Origin of the sequence: Streptomyces sp. NPDC093801, assembly GCF_040701585.1 — a bacterium.
Taxonomy (GTDB): Bacteria; Actinomycetota; Actinomycetes; order Streptomycetales; family Streptomycetaceae; genus Streptomyces.
The window spans coordinates 24,820-45,128 of sequence record NZ_JBFBDP010000020.1; the positions used below are offsets into that span (position 1 = coordinate 24,820).

The following is a 20,309-nucleotide window of genomic DNA, read 5'->3' on the forward strand; positions in this document are numbered from 1 at the left end:
TCCCTCTCACCGGCCTTCGGCGTCGGCGGTACCCTGCGCGCATGGACGTGGTGAGCGACGCGATCTCCGCCGTGCGCCTGGGGCGCCCCTCCTCCGACCGGGTGCGGGTGGCCGGCAGCTGGTGCGTCCGGCTGGACCCGTACGAGGGGGCGGGGTTCCACGTCGTCCTCGCGGGCGACTGCTGGCTGCTGGCCGACGGCGGCGAGCCGGTCGCCCTCACCACCGGCGACGCGGTGCTGCTGCCGCACGGGGCCGGCCACGTGCTCGCGGACGCGCCGGTCGACGCGGCGGCCGCGGCGCGGGCCCTTCCGCTGGAGCGGTACCGCGACGGGCGGGCACCCCGCGTCCCGCTGCCGGGCCGCGGGACGGTGGAGATGCTGTGCGGCAAGTACCGGCTCGACCGCAGCCGGGTGCACCCGCTGCTGGCCGAACTGCCCGGCGTGGTACGCCTGCCGGGCGCCGCGCACGGCGAACTCCAGGCGGCGATACAGCTGTTGGGCGGCGAACTGGACGCGCGGCGGCCGGGGTCCTCCCTCGCCCTGCCGAGCCTGCTCGACCTGCTGCTCGTCTACATGGTCCGCGCCTCGGTGGCCGGGGCGGCGGCGGGTTCCTGGTCGGCCGCCCTGGGCGACCCGGTGACGGCCGCCGCCCTCCAGGCGATGCACGCGGACCCCGCGGCCCCCTGGAGCGTGGACCGCCTGGCCGCCGAGGCGGGCGTCTCCCGGCCGACCCTGGCGCGCCGGTTCACCCCGCTGGTCGGCCGTCCCCCGATGGCGTACCTGACGTGGTGGCGCCTGACCCTGGCCGCCACCCGGCTGCGCGACACGCCGGACTCCCTGGCCGCCATCGCGGCCCGGGTCGGCTACGGCAGCCCGTACGCCCTCTCCCACGCCTTCGTGCGGGAGTTCGGCACCACTCCGGGGCGCTACCGCGCGCTGGTCTCCGCCACCCCGCGCTGAACCTGTTCAAACGAGCGGATACCGTGGCTCCCATGGATGTGCCCGGAGCGCGCAGGCCTCCCGGGCACCCGTCTGCCCGAGGAGTTCACATGGCAAGCCAGACCCGTACCGCACTGGTCGAGGGCCTGATGGAGCGCTTCCCCCACGTGCCGCGGGAGGCCGTGATCAAGGAGGACCTGCTGCGGGGCGGCATGGCCTTCGACGAGTCCGCACTCAGCGGCGGCGGTGCCGACGGGCCGGGCGGCGGCGACGTCAAGCCGAAGTCGTACTTCATCTTCTCCTTCGACCACCGCACCCTGCCGGAGCTGGGCGCCGCCGCGCTCAACCGGCCGCCCGAGGAGATCGTCCTCACCGGCGGCCCGTACGGGCTGCGCCGCACGGTGGTGTCCGTACGGGTGAACCCGGACTCCCCGTACGTGGTGCGCGGCGGCGAGGACGGCACGCTGGGCCTGTACCTGGACGGCGTGCGGATCTCCGACGTCGGGCTCCCGCCGATGCCGGAGTACTACCGGCACAAGCTGTCGAACGGCAAGTCGGTGATGGAGGTCGCGCCGACCATCCAGTGGGGCTACCTGATCTACCTGACCGTCTTCCGGGTGTGCCAGTACTTCGGCGCCAAGGAGGAGTGCCAGTTCTGCGACATCAACCACAACTGGCGCCAGCACAAGGCGGCGGGCCGCCCCTACACCGGGGTGAAGCCGGTCGAGGAGGTACTGGAGGCCCTGGAGATCATCGACCGGTACGACACCGCGGGCACCTCGCGCGCCTACACCCTCACCGGCGGGTCCATCACCTCGCAGGTCGGGGGCCGCGACGAGGCCGACTTCTACGGCCACTACGCCCAGGCCATCGAGGAGCGCTTCCCCGGCCGCTGGATCGGCAAGGTCGTCGCCCAGGCCCTGCCGCGCGACGCGGTGCAGCGCTTCCACGACCACGGCGTGCGGATCTACCACCCCAACTTCGAGGTGTGGGACCGCCGGCTGTTCCAGCTCCACTGCCCGGGCAAGGAACGGTACGTGGGGCGTGACGAATGGCACCGCAGGATCCTCGACTCCACCGAGGTGTTCGGGCCCCGCCACGTGATCCCCAACTTCGTGGCGGGCATCGAAATGGCCGAGCCCTTCGGGTTCACGAAGGTGGGCGAGGCCATCGACTCGACCGCCGAGGGCCTGCGGTTCTTCATGTCGCACGGCGTCGTGCCGCGCTTCACGACCTGGTGCCCGGAGCCGACGACCCCGCTGGGCAAGGCCAACCCGCTGGGCGCCCCGCTGGAGTACCACATCCGGCTGCTCGAGACCTACCGGGCGACGCTGGAGGAGTTCGGCCTGAGCTCCCCGCCCGGCTACGGGCCGGCCGGCCCCGGGCGCGCGGTGTTCTCCGTCAGCTCGTTCATGGACAGCCTGGAGGGGCTGGAGGAGCCCGGGGAGGACGCGCCCGCCGCCCCCTGACCCGCCTCCCTCCGCTCCTCCCCCGCACCGCCCAGCGGCCCGGTCCGCACGGACCGGGCCCCTTCGCCGTGCGTCGGGCCGCCGGTCCCGCTCCCGGAACGCGGCAAGGTAGCAGCCTTTCGAGGGGCCGCGCGGATGTTTGTCCGATGGTGATGGTCCTTCCGCGACGGCGCCCCGGCGGGCACTAGCGTCCCGTGCCACCCCAGCCCACCGAGCGAGGAGGCAGTGTGCTGTCATTGCGGCGGCGATCCACCGGCGGCCTGTCCGTGGCCACGAGGTACACGATCGGGAGCGGCCTGGTCATCAGCGCGCTGGTGGTCACGCTGGTCGCCCTGCTGATCCCGGTGTCGAAGTTCGGCGACCGGGCGGCCGCGGCACCGGCGGGGTCGGCGGCCCTGCCCGCCGGGGTCGAGGACGACGGCGCCGGGACCATGAGCACGGCGTACGGGCCGCTGAGCGCCGTGGACCGGGACTTCGTCCGCAAGGTGCGGCTCGCCGGCCTGTGGGAGCTCCCCGCCGGACGGCAGGCGCAGCAGCGCGGGACCCGCCCCTCGGTGCGCACCGCCGGGCAGCACCTGGTGGAGGGCCACACCGAGCTGGACCGCCAGGTGCTCCAGGTCGGCCAGGCCCTCGGGATGGACCTGCCCGACCGGCCGTCCGCGCAGCAGCAGGCGTGGCTGGACCAGCTGTCCGCCGCCCAAGGGCCGGAGTACGAGCGGCTGTTCGTGCAGCTGCTGCGCCGGGCGCACGGCAAGGTGTTCGCCCTGCTGGCGCAGGTACGGGCGCAGACCCGCAACTCCATGGTGCGCGCCCTCGCGACCTCGGCCAACACCACCGTCCTGGACCACATCACGGTCCTGGAGGAGAGCGGCCTCGTCGACTTCGACTCCCTCTCCGACGCGGGCCCCTCGCCCTCCTCCCCCGTTCCCGCCCGTCCCCAGGGGGCCTCGACCCCTCCGAATGTCCGACCGACGAACTGAAGTGAAGTGATCGCATGAGTCAGCAGGGCCACAGGCGCCCCCGGTTGTCGAAGAAGCTCCTGGCCGTGGTCAGCGCCCTGGTGCTGGGCGGCGGCGGGGTGGCGATCGTCGCCGGCAACGCCAACGCCGGCCAGGACGCCTCCCGTACCGGACAGGTGACGGCCACCATCGACTGCCCCGACGTGGGGGACAAGCTCACGAACGTCCCCGACCAGGCCAGGGCGGAGGTGGACGAGAACCTCGCGCAGCTGGACGTCCAGGTGGCCGACGCCTACCGCCAGCTCGCGGGCGGCCAGGTCAAGGGCAAGACGCAGCAGGACGCCCTGCTGGGCCGGCTGCGCGACCAGCGCGGCACGACCATCTCCAAGGTGTCCGACGCGATAGGCCGCTCGGGCGGGCGCCCCGAGGGGCTGGGGGCGCTGAGCGGGTGCTCGATGAAGGAGGCGCCGGCGCAGGACGACGCGGCCGCGGCGGAGCCCGCCGCCCTGTCCGGGGCCGCCCAGGACGGGGCCCGGAGCATCGGCCAGAAGGGCGGGCCGGCGAAGAGCGACTTCGTCGACATCACCAGGGTGCGGCCCAACGTGAAGGCCCCCGCGCAGTCGGCGGCCGCGTCGAAGGGCTCGTTCACCTCGGAGTGCGGGCGCAACGAGAACGGCCACTTCAACCCGGACAACGTGATCGTCGCGCCGGGCGTCTCCAACGGCGCGCACCACATGCACGACTACGTGGGCAACAAGACGACCAGCGCCTTCTCCACGAACAACAGCCTGGCCGCCTCCGGGACCACCTGCGCCAACGGCGACCAGTCCACCTACTACTGGCCGGTGCTGCGGCTGCGCGACGGGAAGGCGGAGCGCGACGCGAAGGCCCCGGGCGGCGGGCAGGACGCCAACGTGGGCACGATCCTGCGACCCAAGCAGGTCAGCATCAGCTTCAAGGGCAGTCCGGTGAGCCAGGTCAAGGCGATGCCCCGGTTCCTGAGGATCATCACGGGCGACGCGAAGGCCTTCAGCAACGGGACCGCCAACGCCAACGCCTCCTGGAGCTGCACCGGTTTCGAGGACCGGCAGCTGAAGGACAAGTACCCGGTCTGCCCCAAGGGCAGCGACGTGGTGCGCACGTTCACCTTCCAGAGCTGCTGGGACGGCCGCAACACCGACAGCGCCAACCACCGTACGCACGTGGCCTTCCCGGACGCCTCCGGGCGCTGCAAGAAGGGCTTCACCGCCATTCCGCAGCTGGTGGAGCGGGTGACGTACGGGGTCGCGCCCGGGGCGCGGTTCGCGGTGGACAGCTTCCCCGAGCAGCTGCACAAGCCGGTGACCGACCACGGGGACTTCATCAACGTGATGTCGGACGGCCTGATGGCGCGGGCGGTGGGCTGCGTCAACAGCGGGCGGTCCTGCCGCTGACCACCCGCGCGCCGCACGCGCACGGCCGGCCCGGAGCCCCTCGGCTCCGGGCCGGCCGTGCGTACGGGACCGGCGGCCCGAGGTCAGAGGCCGTTGACGCGGGCCATCCGGCCGACGACCAGCGGGGTGAAGTCGGCGGTGACCACGCGGGCGGCCCGGCGGGCCACCCGGGAGTGCTGGCGGCGCACCTGGGCCATCAGGCGGCGGCTGCGCAGGGCCATCTCCAGTTCGAAGCGGGTCCGGGGGTCGCGCAGCCCGGGCCCGAAGAGCTTCTCCAGCTGGCGCATCCGGTAACGGACGGTCTGGGGGTGCACGTTGAGGGCCTTGGCGGCCTCGGGTGCGCCGCCCCCCTCCAGCCAGGCGAGCAGGGTCACCTCCAGCCGCTCGCTCTGGCGCGGGGTCAGGTCGGCGAGCGGCCGCAGCCAGCGGGCGGCCAGGGCGTGGGCCAGGGGCTCGTCCTGGAGGAGCAGGAGGGTGGAGAGGTGGTCGTCCACGAAGACGGCCCGGGCGTCGACGCCGGCGCGGGCGGGGGTGAGGGTGAGCAGGCGCAGGGCCCAGCGCAGGGAGGAGGCGGTGTCCCGGAGGGGGACGGCGTGGCCGACGGCGGCCAGGCGGCCGCGCAGGGTGGGCTCCAGGGCCGCCCGGGCGTCCGGTTCCGCACTCGGGAGCAGCAGGCAGGGGCGGCCCGCGAACATCCCGGCGAGCGCGTCGTCGAGGACGGCCGCCAGCTGCTGGGCCTCGCCGGGGGTGGCGAGGGCGACGGCCCGTACGGCGGCGGGGAGGGCCCAGCCGGCGGCCCGGGCGAGGTCATCGAGGGAGTCCTGGGAGGCGGCCCGGTCGTCGGTGAGGGCCTTGAAGAGCTCCTGGCGCACCCGGTCGGGCGCGGCGGGGGTCTCCTGCCGGGCTCCGTGGGCGTGCGCGTGGCCGTGGCCGTGCGTGTGGCCGTGGTGGTGGCCGTGCGTGTGGCCGTGGGTGTGGCCGTCGCCGCGGGCCGCCCCGCGGGCGTCCTCGCGGGGGTCGTCGCGGCGGCCGTCGTGCCTGACGTCGTGTCCGGCGTCCGGTCCGGCCGCCTCCCCGACACCGTCTCCGCAGCCGAGGCCGGCCGCGAGGACGTCCTTGTCCTCGCCCTCTTCGCGGTGGGTTTCGTCGCGGTAGCCGAGGGCGGTGAGGAGCGCCTCTTCCACCCGATGTCTGATCAGATCGTCGTCGATGGCGTCATTACCGTCGACAAGTGTGGAAAATCCGGGAATTCCATGCAGGAGCTCCTCCACTATCTCCGCGGCCAGTGCGGGGAGTTCCCTGCGCACGGCACGCGTCCACTCTCCTCGCGGGCGGGACCAGATGCGGTTCAGAAGTTCGCACATCGTTTCCTCGTTCTTGCCGGGGTGAGGCCTGTCCGGTGGAGGAGCGACAAGCCCGCCAGGATGGTCTGCCTCGCCAACCACCCTGCCTGTCAAGAGAGTTGCAGCCCCCGCGCGCCCTTCTGGAGGGATCCGGCCACTTTTGCTCCCCGTGGGTTTGCCTTGATTTTGCCCCCGGGGACGCATGGATGGCGCGCGACGCGGTGGCCTGTCACGACCTCCACTGGAGGGGAATCTTCCGGCGTTGTTCGATGCGCCGGAGACGCGGTGCGAGAAATTATCACGTTTCGATAAATCCTGTGGAGATGCTGCGCAGCTCCACGATGCTGCTGCACTCCGGCCCCGAGCCCCTTCGGCCGGCGCGGGAATTCCACAGCGCTGCCGGCCGTCACCACCACGACCCCGGGTGCCGAGCGCCAGGTGGACTGTGCTCGGAGCCCCGGTGCACAGGAGAACTGGATGCCCCTGCCCCAGCCGCACATACCCCGCTCCCACCGGTCGCGACGCAGGAGCCGCCACGCGGCGGCGGCCGCCCAGGCCGCGGGACGGCGGGCCGTCCGGCGGCCCCCGCTCCTGCCCGGCTCCGGCGGGCTGCGCCCCAGCGTGCTCTTCGCCGCCGGCGCCGCCGCCGTCTCGCTCCTCGTGACGGTCCGCGCGGGAGCCCTGTCCCACCTGTGGGAGTTCCTCGACTTCGGTGTGGGCGTGCTCTCGCTCGTCAGCCTCACCGCCACCGTCCTGTGGGGCCTGGCGGCCACCGACCGGGCGGTCCTCGGCTCCGGCCACCGGCTGCTGGCCCAGGGCGTGCACCGCGGCCTGGCCGTGGCCGGGCTGGGCTTCCTCGCCCTGCACGTCTGGGTCAAGGTCGCCCAGGGCCACACCACCGCGGCGGGCGCGTTCCTGCCGTTCGCCGACGCGGACCGGCCCGTCCTGATCGGCCTCGGCACCCTGGCCGGATATCTCTTCGTCTCCGTCGCGGTCTCCGGCGCCGTGCGTAGTGTGTTCGCGGTCAAGAACCGCTCCGTGTGGTGGCGGGCGCTGCACATCGGCGCCTACCCGGCATGGGGGGCCTCGCTGGTGCACGGGCTGAAGGCCGGCCGCGCCGCGGACCCCTGGGTGACGGCCTCGTACGCCCTGTGCCTGGCCGGGGTCGCCGGCGTCATCGTGCTGCGCCTGCGCGCCCGGCGGCTCGGCGAGGCTCCCCCGCGTCCGGCCGCCGCCCCGCGTGCCGCCGTCCCGCAGCCCGCCCCCGCGCGACCGTCGGACCAACCCGCGCGCGAGCGGGCGTACTTCGTGCAGGACACGCCCCTCACCGGGATGCCGGCCGTCCCCGGGCAGCGCCCCGCGGTCGAACCGGCCGCCGCCCGGCCGGTGCCCCAGCCCCGGCCCGGGGCCCAGCCGTACGCGGCAGCCGCCACGGCCCCGGTGGACCCGGGCGGCGGGAGCGGCGGGCCGCTCGGCGGGCGTCTCGCCGACTTCGAGGGGCGGCTGTGAGCGGCCCGGCGGAGCGGCCGGGCCTCGGCTGCGTGGGCGCGCCCCGGCTGCTGACCGGGCTCGACCGGACCGGGTGGCTCGACCGCGACGCCCACCTGGCGGCCCACGGCCCGCTGCCCCGCTTCCACCCCGACGAACTCGTCGACCTGGCCGCGGACATCGACCTGCGGGGGCGCGGCGGCGCGGGGTTCCCCTTCGCACGCAAGCTGCAGGCCGTGACGCGGTCGGCCCGGGAGAAGGAGTCCGCCACCGCGGTCGTCGTCAACGGCAGCGAGGGCGAGCCGAGTTGCCTCAAGGACACGGCCCTGCTGCTGCACGCCCCGCACCTGGTGCTGGACGGAGCCCTGCTGGCCGCGGCCGCCGTGTCCGCCGAGGAAGTGGTGGTGGCCGTCACCCGGGCGGACGTGGAGCAGTCGGTGCGGGACGCCGTCGACGAACGGGGCCCGGGCGGGCGGCGCGTGCGCGTGGCCCGGCTCCCCGAGCGGTTCGTGACGGGCGAGGGCACCGCCCTCGTCAGCGGCCTGAACGGCGGGCCGACGCTGCCGTCCGGGCAGCGGGTGCGCACCAGCGAACGGGGCCTGGGCGGGATGCCGACCCTGCTGTCGAACACCGAGACCTACGCCCAGCTCGCCGTCGCCGCCCGGCTGGGCGCCGCGGGCTACCGCTCGGTGGGCCTGCCCTCGGAGCCGGGGACGGTGCTGCTCACCGTCGCCGGCTCCACGGTCGTCGAGACCCCGTCCGGCACCTCCCTGGCCTACGTCCTGGACCTGTGCGGGAGCGGCGTGGGCCAGGGGGTGCTGGTCGGCGGGTACCACGGCCGCTGGCTGGACCCGGGGGCGGCGCGCTCCGCGGGCCTGTCCCGGCAGTCCCTGGCCGCCTTCGGCGCGGTGCTGGGCGCCGGGGCGGTGCTGCCGCTGCCCGAGGAGACCTGTCCGGCGGGGGAGGTGGCGGCGGTGACGCGCTGGATGGCCAACGAGTCGGCCGGACAGTGCGGGCCGTGTGTACGGGGGCTGCCGGGACTGGCCGACGTACTGGACGACGCCGTCCGGGGCGGCGGCCGGGCCGCGCTGGAGGCCGTGGAGGCCCGGATGAGAGCGGTCCGGCGGCGCGGCGCCTGCAGTCATCCGGACGGCACCTCGCACTTCGTGGCCTCGGCGCTCGCCTCCTTCCCCGAGGAGTTCCGCGACCACGCCCTCGGCAGCGGCTGTGGCCGCCCGGTGACCGGGGCGCTGCCCCTGCCACGGGACGAGGCCGCCGGGGGCGAGGAGCGGCTGGTCGTGGACTGGACGCTGTGCAAGGGGCACGGGCTGTGCGTGGACGTCCTCCCCGACGTCGTACGGCTCGACGCGGACGGCTACCCGGCCCAGGCCTCCATGCCGGTCCCCGCGCGGCTGCGGCCCAAGGCGCTGCGCGCGGTGCGGCGCTGTCCGGCGCTCGCGCTGCGCTTCCGGGAATGAGGCGCGCACGGGCGCGGCGGGGGCCCGAGTTCATTCCTGTCGCGATCTGACAAATTCCCGGGGAATTCGACTCCGACCGGCCCGGGCCCCGTATCAATGGGCGAAGGCAGTGAGCCCACGGGATCGAACCAGAACCTCAAGGAGAGATCGTGAAGACAATGCGCCGTGAAATAATCGCCGGGTCGGCGGCGGTCGCGGTACTGCTGTTGACGGCCGGGTGCGGTGCCGACGGGAATTCCACTGCGAAGGGGAATGCGGTGAAGCCCGTGAGCGACAGCAAGCAGCTCGACCTGTACGGGTCGGGATACGGATCGGGGTCGGGTGACGGCGGCGGGGCCGCCGACGCCCCGGCGGGCGGGGGCGCGAAGAGCGGCCCGGCCGGGCAGCTGAAGGTGCAGGAGATGGCCGGCGTCGGCTCCGGGGTCACCGACGGCGAGGGCTTCACCCTCTACCGGTTCGACAAGGACACGGCCAAGCCCCCGAAGTCCAACTGCGAGGGCGACTGCGCCAAGGCCTGGCCGGTCGTCCTCGCGGACGACGCGCAGGCCGGGGCGGGTGTCGACGCCTCGATGCTGGGCTCGGTCACCCGGGCCGACGGCATCCGCCAGCTCACGCTCGGGGGCTGGCCGGTGTACCGCTACGCGAAGGACACCAAGGCGGGCGACGCGCTCGGCGAGGGCGTCGGCGGCACCTGGCACGTCCTGGGACCCGACGGCAGGCCGGCCTCGGCCGGCAAGGGCGCGGGCTCCGGCTCGGGTTCGGGATCCGGAATGAACATGGGGTCGGGAATGGGCTCCGGAACGGGAATGAACATGGGGTCGGGGGCGAATGCCCCGACGGACGGGAAGAAGGTCTCGCTCTCGGTCCGGCAGAACGCCCAGCTGGGCGGAATTCTGCAGAACGCGGAGGGCTGGACGCTCTACCGTTTCGACAAGGACAGTGCCTGGCCGATGAAATTCGGCTGCCTCGACGCCTGCCTGGACACCTGGAAGCCCGCGAAACCCGTGGACAAGTCGGAGGTCTCCGGAATTCCCGCCGAACTGGTCGGAACGGTGAAACGGCCGGACGGGTCGGAGCAGCTGACGATCGCCTGCTGGCCCGTCTACACGTTCACCGGTGACAAGCAGGCGGGCGACGTCAACGGGCAGGGCAAGCAGGGCCTCTGGTTCGCCGTCACCGACAAGGGCAAGAAGGCGAAGTCCGCCGGCTAGGCCGTCCCTTTCGGATCTCGCCGGTCAGGCCCGCGGGTCGGGCGAGATCCGGAAGAGACGGCCTGAGCCGCCGGCGCGCCGTCCCCGATCCCGTGGTGCCCGGCCCCCCTCCCCCGCCGGGCACCACGGCCCCCTTCCCTCCGACCCCTCCCGTGAGGTTGCCGATGTTCCCGTCCGACCGCCGGATCCGCCGGGCGCTCGCCCTGGGCGCCGCCCTGTGCGCCGTGTCGGCGGCCGGTGCCTGCGCCGCATCGCCCGCCCGCCCGGGGGCCGCGCACGCGGAGCACGCCGCCCACGCCTCGACCGCCTCCCCCGCCGCCTCGGCGACGGTCGAGCAGATCGCCACCGCCCTCGGCTGCACCGCCGAACTGGGCACCCAGGCCGAGGAACTGCGCCAGGGCGCCTGCGAGACCGCCCAGGGCACCTACCGCATGACCACCTTCCGCGCCGAGGAGGGCCTGCGCTCGTGGCTGGCCGAGGCCGAGCCGTACGGCGGCGTCTACCTGGTCGGGGACCGCTGGGTGGTCACCGCGCAGTCGGCGGACGCCCTGGCCGGGCTGCGCGGGCGCCTCGGCGGCAGCTTCGAGACCGGCGCCGAGCACACCGGCCACTGAGCGCCCGTCCGGGGCTCCCCGAACCCCCGTCAGACATCGGCCAGTTGTCCGGAAATCCCCTCATTCGCGAGGAGGACGAGAGCCGCCGCGAGGGATGATTCGCTCCGCCCCGCCGTGCTCCAAGGTGTCAGGGAACCGTCGTCCGCCGAAAGGAACGGCCCTCCCGTGCCGCGCATGAAACGCCTCGCTCCCCTGCTCGCCACCGCCGGGCTCCTCGCCGGCTCCCTGCCCTTCCTGGCCGCCGCCCCGGCCGCCGCCGACCCCGCCGTCCAGGAGTACGGGCCGGCGAAGCCCGCCTGGCACCGGTGCAGTGCCGAGCAGCCGGCCGCGTATGAGTGCGCGACCCTCACGGTGCCGCTCGACTACCGGCAGCCCCGGGGGCGCACCCTCGACCTCGCGATATCCCGGGTGAAGAGCCCGGCCCCGGCCAAGCGGCACGGCGTCCTGCTGATGAACCCCGGAGGCCCGGGCGGCCCGGGCCTCGACCTGCCGCTGACGGCGGGTGCGGCCCTGCCCCCGGAGGTCCGGGAGCAGTACGACCTGATCGGCTTCGACCCGCGCGGGGTCGGCGCCAGCAGCCCGGTCGGCTGCGGACTGACCGACGCGGAGCAGGAGTTCCAGCGCGCCTACCGGCCCGAGACCTTCCCCTCCGACGTGGCCTGGGCGCGCACGGTGGCGGACAAGTGCCGCGAGAAGGCCGGCGCGGTGCTCCCGTACCTCACCACCCGCAACACCGCCCGCGACATGGACGCGATCCGCTCGGCCCTGGGCGAGCGGAGGATCTCGTACCTGGGCTACTCCTACGGGACCTACCTCGGCGCCGTGTACACCCAGATGTTCCCGTCCCGGACCGACCGGTTCGTGCTGGACAGCGCGGTGGACCCGCAGCGGATCTGGCGGGGGATGCTCCAGGTGTGGGCCTCGGAGGCCGAGCCGGCGTTCGCCCGCTGGACGCGGTGGACGGCGGAGCGCGACGCCGAGTACCGCCTGGGGGCCACCCCTGAGGCGGTGTCGGCCACCTTCTGGGACCTGGTGGCGCGGGCGGACCGCGACCCGATCGAGTTCCAGGGCCAGAAGATCACGGGTGACGACATCCGCCGGGGGCGGCCGCTGTTCTTCTCCCCGGCCCAGGCGGCCCCGGCGATCGGCGCGCTGAAGGCCGCGGCCGACGGCACCCCGCCGCCGCAGGGCCTCGCCGTGCCGGACGTGCGCGCCGCCCTGCGCGGCTCCGCCGAGCCCCCTTCGGACAACGCCACCGCCGTGTTCTGGTCGGTGGTGTGCGGGGACACCGACGCCTGGCCGCGCGATCCCGAGCAGTACCGGCGCGACGCGGAGCGGGACAAGGCCCGGTACCCGCTGTACGGGGACATGGCCTCCAACATCAAGCCGTGCGCCTTCTGGCAGCGGCCGGCCGAGGCGGCCACGCCGATGCGGACCCGGGCGGACGCACTGACCGTGCAGAACGAGTGGGACTCGCAGACCCCGCTGGTCAGCGGGCTGGGACTGCACTCCGTCCTGCGGGGTTCGCGGATGGTCCTCGCCCGGGGCGGGGAGGGGCACACGGTGTACCTGTCCGACCCCGGCTCCTGTGTGAACGCCCCCGTCACCTCCTACCTGGCCACCGGCCGGCTGCCCGCGCGGGACGTGGCCTGCACGACCGTGCCGGCCCCGGCCCAGCGGCGCGACGCCCGGCCGGGCGGGGAGCCGCTGCCGTTCCCGGCCGGACCGCAGCGGTTCTGACCCCGGCTGCGGCCCCCGCCCCGCGCGGAGTTCCGCTCAGCGGAACACGCGTGGAGCGGGGGCCGTCCGGCGCGGCATCGTGGTGAACGCGCCGGGGGGACCGGCGCTCCGGGCCGCCACGGCGGCCCGCAGGACGGAACCGACACCGGGGGACACCACCATGAGCCGCATCACCGCCCGCTTCGCCGCCGCCTCCCTCATCGCCCTGGGCAGCCTCGCGGGCTTCGCCGGGACCGCGCAGGCCGAGCCGATCGACTACGTGAAGATCGAGCTGCTCGAACTGACCTGCCACCAGCAGAGCGAGGGCGACCACGACGAGGCGTACCTCAACATCACCGACGCCAACGGCAACCAGGTCAAGGTCTGGCCCGGCAACAACGTCAAGTACCAGACGATGGGCACCAACTACGTGCGCTCGCTGACGGACGGCAACGGCAACGGCGCCCTGATCCTCGGCAAGCAGCAGGCCCGCACCCTGACCCTGTGGGACTACGACACGACCAGCGCGGACGACAAGCTGGGCTCGACGCTGGTCACCGGCAGCGAGTTCAACGGCGAGGTGCAGTACCGCTCGCTGGAGGGCTCCGGCGGGGTGTACACGATCGCCTACCGCGTGATCGACATCTGATCCCGGCCGCCGGGGGCGTCCGTCACGCCCCCGGCGCCGTCTCCTCCGCCCGCCGCACCCCGCGTCCGGCCGCAGCGGGCGCCCCGGGCGACGCGGCCGCCGGGCGGCCGCCGCGCAGCGGTGTCGCCAGCCCCGCGCCGAGGATGAGCAGGCACAGCGCGCCGCCGGCGAGGCTCGCCGCCGGCACCCCGTAGTGCTTGCCCGTCACGGTCAGGACGGCGGCGCCCACGGGGCCGCCGGCGTTGTGCACCGCCCAGAAGGCGGAGGTGACCCGGCCGAGCAGCGCGTCCGGGGTCACCTCCTGGCGCAGGGTCATCGAGCAGACCCCGCCGAGGGTCGTGCCGAACATGAACACGGCGGCCAGTACGGCGATCACGGGCACGCTGCGGCTGAGGCCGGTCCCCGCGACCGCCACCGCGATCAGCCCGACGGCGCCCAGCCAGCAGGGACCGAAGCCGAGGGCCCGGCGCAGCCGGCCGGCCGCGAGGGCCGCGCCGATGACGCCCGCCCCGCTCACGGCGAGCACGTAGCCGAGGGTGGCCGGGCCGTGCCCCAGGTCCTCCTCGACCCGGTAGATCAGCAGGTCGGTGGCGCCCATGGTGACGAAGGTCAGCAGGGTGAGCAGGACGGTCAGGGGACGCAGCAGGGCGTGGCCCCACAGGAAGCGGAAGCCCACGACGAAGGTCTCGCGCAGGCGCGCGCCTCCCGGAGCGGGGGCGGGGGCCCCGTCCGGGGCCGCCGCGTGGCGTCCGAAGCGCACCCAGCGCAGGGTCAGCGCCGAGACCAGGAAGGTGGCCCCGTCCACCCCCAGGGCCCATTCGGCGGACGCCTCGGCGGTGAGCAGCCCCGCGGCCACCGGTCCCACCAGGGTCCCGAGGGCGAAGGTGCCCATCAGGCGTCCGTTGGCGGCGGTGAGGTCCTCTCCGCGCACCAGGTGCGGCACGGCGGACACGTACGCCACGTCGAACACCGTCTTCAGGGCGGTGACCAGCGCGGTCAGGACGTAGAGCACCCACAGGCGGGGGCCGGCCGTCAGCCAGACCAGGGGGACGGCGCCGAGCAGCACGGCCCGGGCGAGATCGCAGGCGATCATCAGGCGGCGGCGGTCCGAACGGTCCACCACGTGGCCGGCGAACAGCCCGGTGAGGATGGCGGTGACCCCGGAGACGACGGTGATCAGGCCCATCTGGACGAGCGACCCGGTGGCGAGCAGGACGAGCACGGGCAGCGCCATCAGGGTGAGGGACCCACCGATGACGGACAGGGCCTGGCCGAGCCAGAAGACGGTGAAGTCGCGGTTGCGCCAGAGGGAGGCGGGGGCGGGCACCCCGTCAGCCCAGGAGGGCGTACACGGTGGAGGCGGTGGCGGCGGGGTCCTCGGCGCCGACGGGCGTCATGGCGGCGTCGGCGAAGGCCATCCGCCTGCCGAGCTTGGTGACCCGGACGGTGACGAGCACGTCGGTGCCGACGACCGGCCGCTGGAAGCTCGTGGACTGCTGGACGGTGGTCATCGGGCCGTACGCCCCGCGCGCGGCGGAGACCGCGATGACGGTCGCGGTGTCGGCGGCGGCCATCAGGGCCTGGCCGGACAGACCGCCGCCGTCGCGGGCCAGGGAGTCGGACCAGGGCAGCCGCAGGACGGCGTGCCGCTCTCCGGTCTCCTCGACGGTGAGGCCGAGGGCGAGCACCCAGGGGGCGAAGTTGTCGGCGAGGATCCTGTCGGCTTCTGCGGGTGTCAGCGTCACCCGGCGATTGTGGCGGCCCGGCCGGGTCGCCACAACTGCCTTTCCGCCGGGAGGATCAGAGGGAGGCGGCCAGCTCGGTGCCCTGGCGGATGGCCCGCTTGGCGTCGAGTTCGGCCGCCACGTCGGCGCCGCCGATCAGGTGCGCCCCGATGCCCTCGGCGCGCAGCGCCTCGTACAGGTCGCGGCGCGGCTCCTGGCCGGTGCACAGGACGACCGTGTCGGCGGGGACCAGGTGCGGCTCGCCGTCGACCGTGATGTGCAGGCCCTCGTCGTCGATCCGCTCGTACGTGGCGCCGGCGACGGAGACGACGCCGCGGTGCTTGAGCTCGGCGCGGTGGATCCAGCCGGTGGTGGTGCCGAGGCCGGCCCCGACCTTGGTGGTCTTGCGCTGGAGGAGCGTCACCTTGCGCGGGGCCGCGGGCCGCTCGGGGGCGGTGAGGCCGCCGGGGCCGGCGTACGCGGTGTCGACGCCCCAGTGCCGGAAGTAGACGGCGGGGTCCTGGGAGGCGCCCTCGCCGCTGTCGGTGAGGAACTCGGCGACGTCGAAGCCGATGCCGCCGGCGCCGACGACGGCCACGCGCTCGCCGACGGGGGCGCCGTCGCGGAGCACGTCGAGGTAGCTGACGACGTTGTCCCGGTCCACGCCCTCGATGGCGGGGGTGCGGGGGGTGACGCCGGTGGCGACGACGACCTCGTCGTAGCCGCGCAGGGTGTCCACGTCGGCCGGGGTGCCCAGGCGCACGTCGACGCCGCGGGCTTCGAGCCGGTTGCCGAAGTAGCGGATGGTCTCCTCGAACTCCTCCTTGCCGGGGATCCGGCGGGCGATGTCGAGCTGGCCGCCGATGTGGCCGGAGGCCTCGAAGAGGGTGACGGCGTGGCCGCGTTCGGCGGCCGAGACGGCGCAGGCCAGGCCGGCCGGGCCGGCGCCGACGACGGCGACGGTCTTCTTCGTCCGGGTCGGGGACAGGACGAGCTCGGTCTCGTGGCAGGCGCGCGGGTTGACCAGGCAGCTGGTGATCTTCCCGCTGAAGGTGTGGTCGAGGCAGGCCTGGTTGCATCCGATGCAGGTGTTGACGGTCTCGGGGCGGCCGGCCGCGGCCTTGGCGACGAACTCGGCGTCCGCGAGGAAGGGGCGGGCGAGCGAGACCAGGTCGGCGCGGCCGTCGGCGAGGATCTCCTCGGCCTTCTCGGGGGTGTTGATGCGGTTGCTGGTGACGAGCGGGACGGAGACCGCGCCCATGAGCTTCTGCGTGACCCAGGTGTAGGCGCCGCGCGGGACGGAGGTCGCGATGGTGGGGATGCGGGCCTCGTGCCAGCCGATGCCGGTGTTGATGATGGTGGCACCGGCCGCCTCGATCTCCTTGGCGAGGTGGACGACCTCGTCGAGGGTGGAGCCGCCGGGGACCAGGTCCAGCATGGACAGGCGGTAGATCAGGATGAAGTCCTCGCCGACGGCGGCGCGGGTGCGGCGGACGATCTCCAGCGGGAAGCGCACGCGGTTCTCGTACGCGCCGCCCCAGCGGTCGGTGCGCCGGTTGGTGGCGGCGGCGATGAACTCGTTGATCAGGTAGCCCTCGGAGCCCATGATCTCGACGCCGTCGTAGCCGGCCAGCTGGGCGAGGCGGGCGGCGCGGACGAAGTCCTCCACCGTCTGCTCGACCTCCTCGCCGCTGAGCTCGTTCGGGACGAAGGGGCTGATGGGGGCCTGGATCGCGCTGGGGGCGACGAGGTCCTTGTGGTAGGCGTAGCGGCCGAAGTGGAGGATCTGCATCGCGATCTTCCCGCCCTCGGCGTGCACCGCGTCGGTGATCACCCGGTGCTCGGCGGCCTCCTCCTCGGTGGTGAGGCGGGAGCCGCCCTCGAAGGGGCGCCCGGCGTCGTTGGGGGCGATGCCGCCGGTGACGATCAGGCCGGCGCCGCCCTTGGCGCGCTCGGCGTAGAAGGCGGCGAGGCGCTCGAAGCCGCCCTGGTGCTCTTCCAGGCCGGTGTGCATCGAGCCCATGATCACGCGGTTCGGCAGGGTGGTGAAGCCGAGGTCCAGGGGGCTCAGCAGGTGCGGGTACGGGCTCATGGGTGCGTGTCTCCTCGCGCGGTGTCCTGACCCCTGTTGTAAGGGAGCGGGAGACGTTTTTGCAACTAGGTGCAAAAGAGCTGTGGCGACTCTCACGGGCGCGCCGCCCCCGCGGCCGGGCCACGGGGACGGCGGGGCGGGCCCGGCCCGGGCCGCGGCCCGTCAGGAGCGGTGCAGGCGGACCGTGACGATCTGGAACGGGCGCAGGTTCAGCGGGACCTCCCCCGACGGGGTGGCGGCGCCGACGGCCGTGGGCGGCAGGGGCCGCTCCAGCAGGTCGGTCTCGGTCGCCCCGCCGACGGGGAAGCCGGCGGTGAGGACGGCCCGGGCGCGGCCGCCCCGGGACTCGTAGAGCCGCACGACCACGTCGCCGCCCCGGTCCTCGGCGAGCTTGACCGACTCCACGACGACCGCGTCGTTGTCGACGGACAGCAGCGGAGCGACGGGGCCCGCGCCGCGCAGGACGCGCTCGGGCAGGTTGAGCGCGTGTCCCTCGCGCACCGCGTCCCCGACGTCCGCGCCCGGTGCGAGCGCGAAGCGCAGGGTGTGGCGGCCCTGGTCGGTCTCCGGGTCCGGGTAGCGCGGGGCGCGCAGCAGGGAGAGGCGGACGGTGGTGGTCTGGCCGCCGTCGGGGCGGACGTCGCGGGTGACGTCGTGGCCGTACGTGGAGTCGTTGAGCAGGGCCACGCCCCAGCCGGGCTCCTCCGCGTGGATCCAGCGGTGGGCGCAGATCTCGAACCGCGCGGCCTCCCAGGAGGTGTTGGTGTGGGTGGCGCGGTGGACGTGGCCGAACTGGGTCTCGGAGGCGGTCCGTTCGGCCTTCACGTCGAGGGGGAAGGCGGCCTTGAGGAACTTCTCCGTCTCGTGCCAGTCCACCTCGGTGACCAGGTCCACGGTCTTGGCCCCGGCCCGCAGGGTGATCGTCTGGGAGACGGCCGAGGAGCCGAAGGAGCGGGTGACGGCGACGGTGCAGGCGTCGGGGCCGCTCCCGGAGACCTCCAGGGCGTCGAGGGCGTCGAGGTCGGTGACCTTGTTGCGGTAGAAGGCCTCGACGTCCCAGGCGTCCCACATGTTCGGGAAGTCCGGGTGGATCTGGAGCAGGTTGGCGGCGGCGCCCGGGGCGACGGCCTCCCGGCCCTGTTCGAGGTCGTACGCGGAGACGATCAGGCCGCGGCCGTCGACCTCCACCAGCAGCCGTCCGTTCGCCAGGACGTACCCGCCGCCGTGCCGCTCCTCCACGGTGACCGGCTGCGGGGCCGCGGCGGGGCGGTCCGCGCCGCCGGCCGGGACCCCGCGCCGGGCGTGCGGGGCGCAGTTGAAGACGAGCTCCCGCCCGCCCTCCCCCGCAAGGGCGGTCTGCGCGCCCAGGGTGAGGGCGCGCAGCTCCTCCTCCACCCGCGCGTACGTCTCGCGGGCCTCGCGGTGGACCCAGGCGATGGAGGAGCCGGGCAGGATGTCGTGGAACTGGTGGAGCAGGACGGTCTTCCAGAGGCGTTCCAGGTCCTCGTACGGGTAGGCGAAGCCGGGGACGCGCACGGCCGCGGTCGCCGCCCACAGCTCGGCCTCGCGCAGCATCGACTCGCTGCGGCGGTTGCCCTGCTTGGTCCCGGCCTGGGAGGTGTAGGTGCCGCGGTGCAGTTCCAGGTACAGCTCGCCGGCCCAGACGGGGGCGTCCGCGTACTCGGCGCGGGCCTTGTCGAAGAAGGCGTCCGGACGCTCGATCTCCACCCGCGGGGAGCCTTCGAGGTCCCGCAGGCGGCGGGCCCGGGCCAGTTGCTCGCGGGTGGGGCCGCCACCGCCGTCCCCCCATCCGAAGGGCACCAGGGAGCGTGAACCCCGGCCCTTCTCCCGGTAGTTGCGGGCGGCGTGCGCGAGCTGGGCGCCGCCGAGGTCGCTGTTGTAGGTGTCGACGGGCGGGAAGTGGGTGAAGACGCGGGAGCCGTCGATGCCCTCCCACCAGAAGGTGTGGTGCGGGAACCGGTTGGTCTGGGACCAGCAGATCTTCTGGGTGAGGAACCACTGGTTGCCCGCCAGCCGGACGATCTGCGGCAGCGCGGCGGTGTAGCCGAAGGAGTCGGGCAGCCAGACCCCCTTGGTGTCGATGCCGAACTCCTCCAGGAAGAACTTCTTGCCGTAGAGGAACTGGCGGACCATGGCCTCGCCGCCGACCATGTTGGTGTCCGACTCCACCCACATGCCGCCGACCGGTACGAACTGCCCGTCCGCGATCTTCTTCTTGACCCGTTCGAAGAGCTCGGGCCGGTGGGCCTTGATCCAGTCGAGCTGCTGGGCCTGGGACATGGCGAAGACGAACCCGGGGTGCTCGTCCATGAGGGCGACCACGTTGGAGGCGGTCCGGGACACCTTGCGGACCGTCTCGCGCAGCGGCCACAGCCAGGCCGAGTCGATGTGGGCGTGGCCGACGGCGCTGATCCGGTGCGCGGAGGCGTGCGCGGGGGCGGCCAGCACCCCGGCGAGGCGGGCGCGGGCGGCGGGGGCCGTGCCCGGGACGTCGTCGAGGTCCACCTCGTCGAGGGCGGAGGCGACGGCGTGCAGGACCGTGTGGCGGCGGGCGTCGTCCTCCGCGAGCTGGCCCATCAGCCCTTCGAGGACGTCGAGGTCCTGCACGAGCTCCCAGACCTCGGTCTCGAAGACGGCCAGCTCCATCCGCGCCAGCCGGTACAGGGGCCGGTCGCCGCTGGTCAGCCGGTCCCCCTCGGCGGTGGGGCGGTGCTCGACCAGGACGGGGTTGGCGGCGGCCTCGACGTACCACTCGATCCGCTCGCCGCCGACCGCCCGGTCGGCCACGCGCACCCAGTCGTTGTACGGGTTGAGGGCCTTGACCTCGGAGCCGTCGGCCCGGTGGACCAGGCCCTCGCACTGGAAGCCGGGCATCATCCGGTCGAAGCCGGGGTCGAGGACGGCCTCGACGGTGAGGCCCGCCCAGTCGGCGGGTACGGCGCCGGTGACCCGGAACCAGGTGGTGCCCCAGGCCGGGCCCCAGGCGTCGCCGGGCGCGCAGGGCGCGTAGCGGGCGGCCAGCGCCTCGGCGACGGGCACCGGCTCCCCGGGGGCGTCCCAGCGTTCCACGGTGAGCGGGACCGTGCGGGAGCGCACGGCGGGCCTGATGCGTTCGCCCAGGACCCGGCGGAGGCGTTGCTCGGTGATGCTGCGGTCGTCGTGCATGACGGC

The 20,309-nt window shown here is 74.2% G+C and carries 15 protein-coding genes; 10 read left to right on the forward strand and 5 right to left on the reverse strand.

What is annotated here, in order from left to right; all coding sequences use genetic code 11:
• The first annotated feature begins 41 nt into the window (after window positions 1-41).
• From AB0469_RS23265 to AB0469_RS23280, 4 genes are all read left to right on the forward strand, one after another.
• Entirely contained in the window at window positions 42-959 is a 918-nt protein-coding gene (locus AB0469_RS23265; protein WP_366453344.1) for an AraC family transcriptional regulator, read from the forward strand.
• Between the two features lie 89 nt (window positions 960-1,048).
• Entirely contained in the window at window positions 1,049-2,407 is a 1,359-nt protein-coding gene (locus AB0469_RS23270; protein WP_366453345.1) for a radical SAM protein, read from the forward strand.
• A 266-nt stretch (window positions 2,408-2,673) separates the two neighbouring features.
• A complete protein-coding gene (locus AB0469_RS23275) occupies window positions 2,674-3,387 on the forward strand; it encodes a DUF4142 domain-containing protein (protein WP_366453346.1) in 714 nt (237 codons plus the stop codon).
• A gap of 14 nt (window positions 3,388-3,401) precedes the next feature.
• A complete protein-coding gene (locus tag AB0469_RS23280) occupies window positions 3,402-4,799 on the forward strand; it encodes a DUF1996 domain-containing protein (RefSeq protein WP_366453347.1) in 1,398 nt (465 codons plus the stop codon).
• Window positions 4,800-4,882: 83 nt separating this feature from the next.
• Here AB0469_RS23280 and AB0469_RS23285 read toward each other — a convergent pair whose 3' ends face one another.
• Window positions 4,883-6,163, reverse strand: a complete 1,281-nt coding sequence (locus AB0469_RS23285) for a helix-turn-helix domain-containing protein (protein WP_366453348.1) — start codon at window positions 6,161-6,163, stop codon at window positions 4,883-4,885.
• 456 nt (window positions 6,164-6,619) lie between these two features.
• Between AB0469_RS23285 and AB0469_RS23290 the strand changes: the two genes are divergently transcribed.
• The 6 genes from AB0469_RS23290 to AB0469_RS23315 all read left to right on the forward strand — a co-directional run bounded on the left by AB0469_RS23290 (window position 6,620) and on the right by AB0469_RS23315 (window position 13,301).
• The gene (locus AB0469_RS23290; RefSeq protein ID WP_366453349.1) at window positions 6,620-7,651 is read left to right on the forward strand and encodes a hypothetical protein; all 1,032 of its coding nucleotides are present in this window, start codon (window positions 6,620-6,622) and stop codon (window positions 7,649-7,651) included.
• The gene (locus tag AB0469_RS23295; RefSeq protein WP_366453350.1) at window positions 7,648-9,108 is read left to right on the forward strand and encodes an NADH-ubiquinone oxidoreductase-F iron-sulfur binding region domain-containing protein; all 1,461 of its coding nucleotides are present in this window, start codon (window positions 7,648-7,650) and stop codon (window positions 9,106-9,108) included. Before AB0469_RS23290 ends, AB0469_RS23295 begins: the two co-directional genes overlap by 4 nt.
• A gap of 158 nt (window positions 9,109-9,266) precedes the next feature.
• On the forward strand, window positions 9,267-10,319 hold the full coding sequence (locus tag AB0469_RS23300; protein ID WP_366453351.1) for an SCO0930 family lipoprotein: 1,053 nt from the start codon (window positions 9,267-9,269) through the stop codon (window positions 10,317-10,319).
• Between the two features lie 164 nt (window positions 10,320-10,483).
• Complete coding sequence (locus AB0469_RS23305; RefSeq protein WP_366453352.1) at window positions 10,484-10,933, forward strand: hypothetical protein; 450 nt, start codon at window positions 10,484-10,486, stop codon at window positions 10,931-10,933.
• 174 nt (window positions 10,934-11,107) lie between these two features.
• Entirely contained in the window at window positions 11,108-12,673 is a 1,566-nt protein-coding gene (locus AB0469_RS23310; RefSeq protein WP_366453353.1) for an alpha/beta hydrolase, read from the forward strand.
• A 160-nt stretch (window positions 12,674-12,833) separates the two neighbouring features.
• Window positions 12,834-13,301, forward strand: a complete 468-nt coding sequence (locus AB0469_RS23315; RefSeq protein ID WP_366453354.1) for a hypothetical protein — start codon at window positions 12,834-12,836, stop codon at window positions 13,299-13,301.
• Between the two features lie 22 nt (window positions 13,302-13,323).
• Here AB0469_RS23315 and AB0469_RS23320 read toward each other — a convergent pair whose 3' ends face one another.
• From AB0469_RS23320 to AB0469_RS23335, 4 genes are all read right to left on the reverse strand, one after another.
• The gene (locus tag AB0469_RS23320) at window positions 13,324-14,628 is read right to left on the reverse strand and encodes an MFS transporter (RefSeq protein WP_366453355.1); all 1,305 of its coding nucleotides are present in this window, start codon (window positions 14,626-14,628) and stop codon (window positions 13,324-13,326) included.
• A 4-nt stretch (window positions 14,629-14,632) separates the two neighbouring features.
• The gene (locus AB0469_RS23325) at window positions 14,633-15,046 is read right to left on the reverse strand and encodes a PaaI family thioesterase (protein ID WP_366453356.1); all 414 of its coding nucleotides are present in this window, start codon (window positions 15,044-15,046) and stop codon (window positions 14,633-14,635) included.
• A 55-nt stretch (window positions 15,047-15,101) separates the two neighbouring features.
• Window positions 15,102-17,117: an NADPH-dependent 2,4-dienoyl-CoA reductase gene (locus AB0469_RS23330; RefSeq protein ID WP_366453357.1), complete on the reverse strand. Its 2,016-nt coding sequence runs from the start codon at window positions 17,115-17,117 to the stop codon at window positions 15,102-15,104.
• Window positions 17,118-17,279: 162 nt separating this feature from the next.
• Entirely contained in the window at window positions 17,280-20,303 is a 3,024-nt protein-coding gene (locus AB0469_RS23335) for a glycoside hydrolase family 38 C-terminal domain-containing protein (protein WP_366453358.1), read from the reverse strand.
• Window positions 20,304-20,309 lie beyond the last annotated feature (6 nt).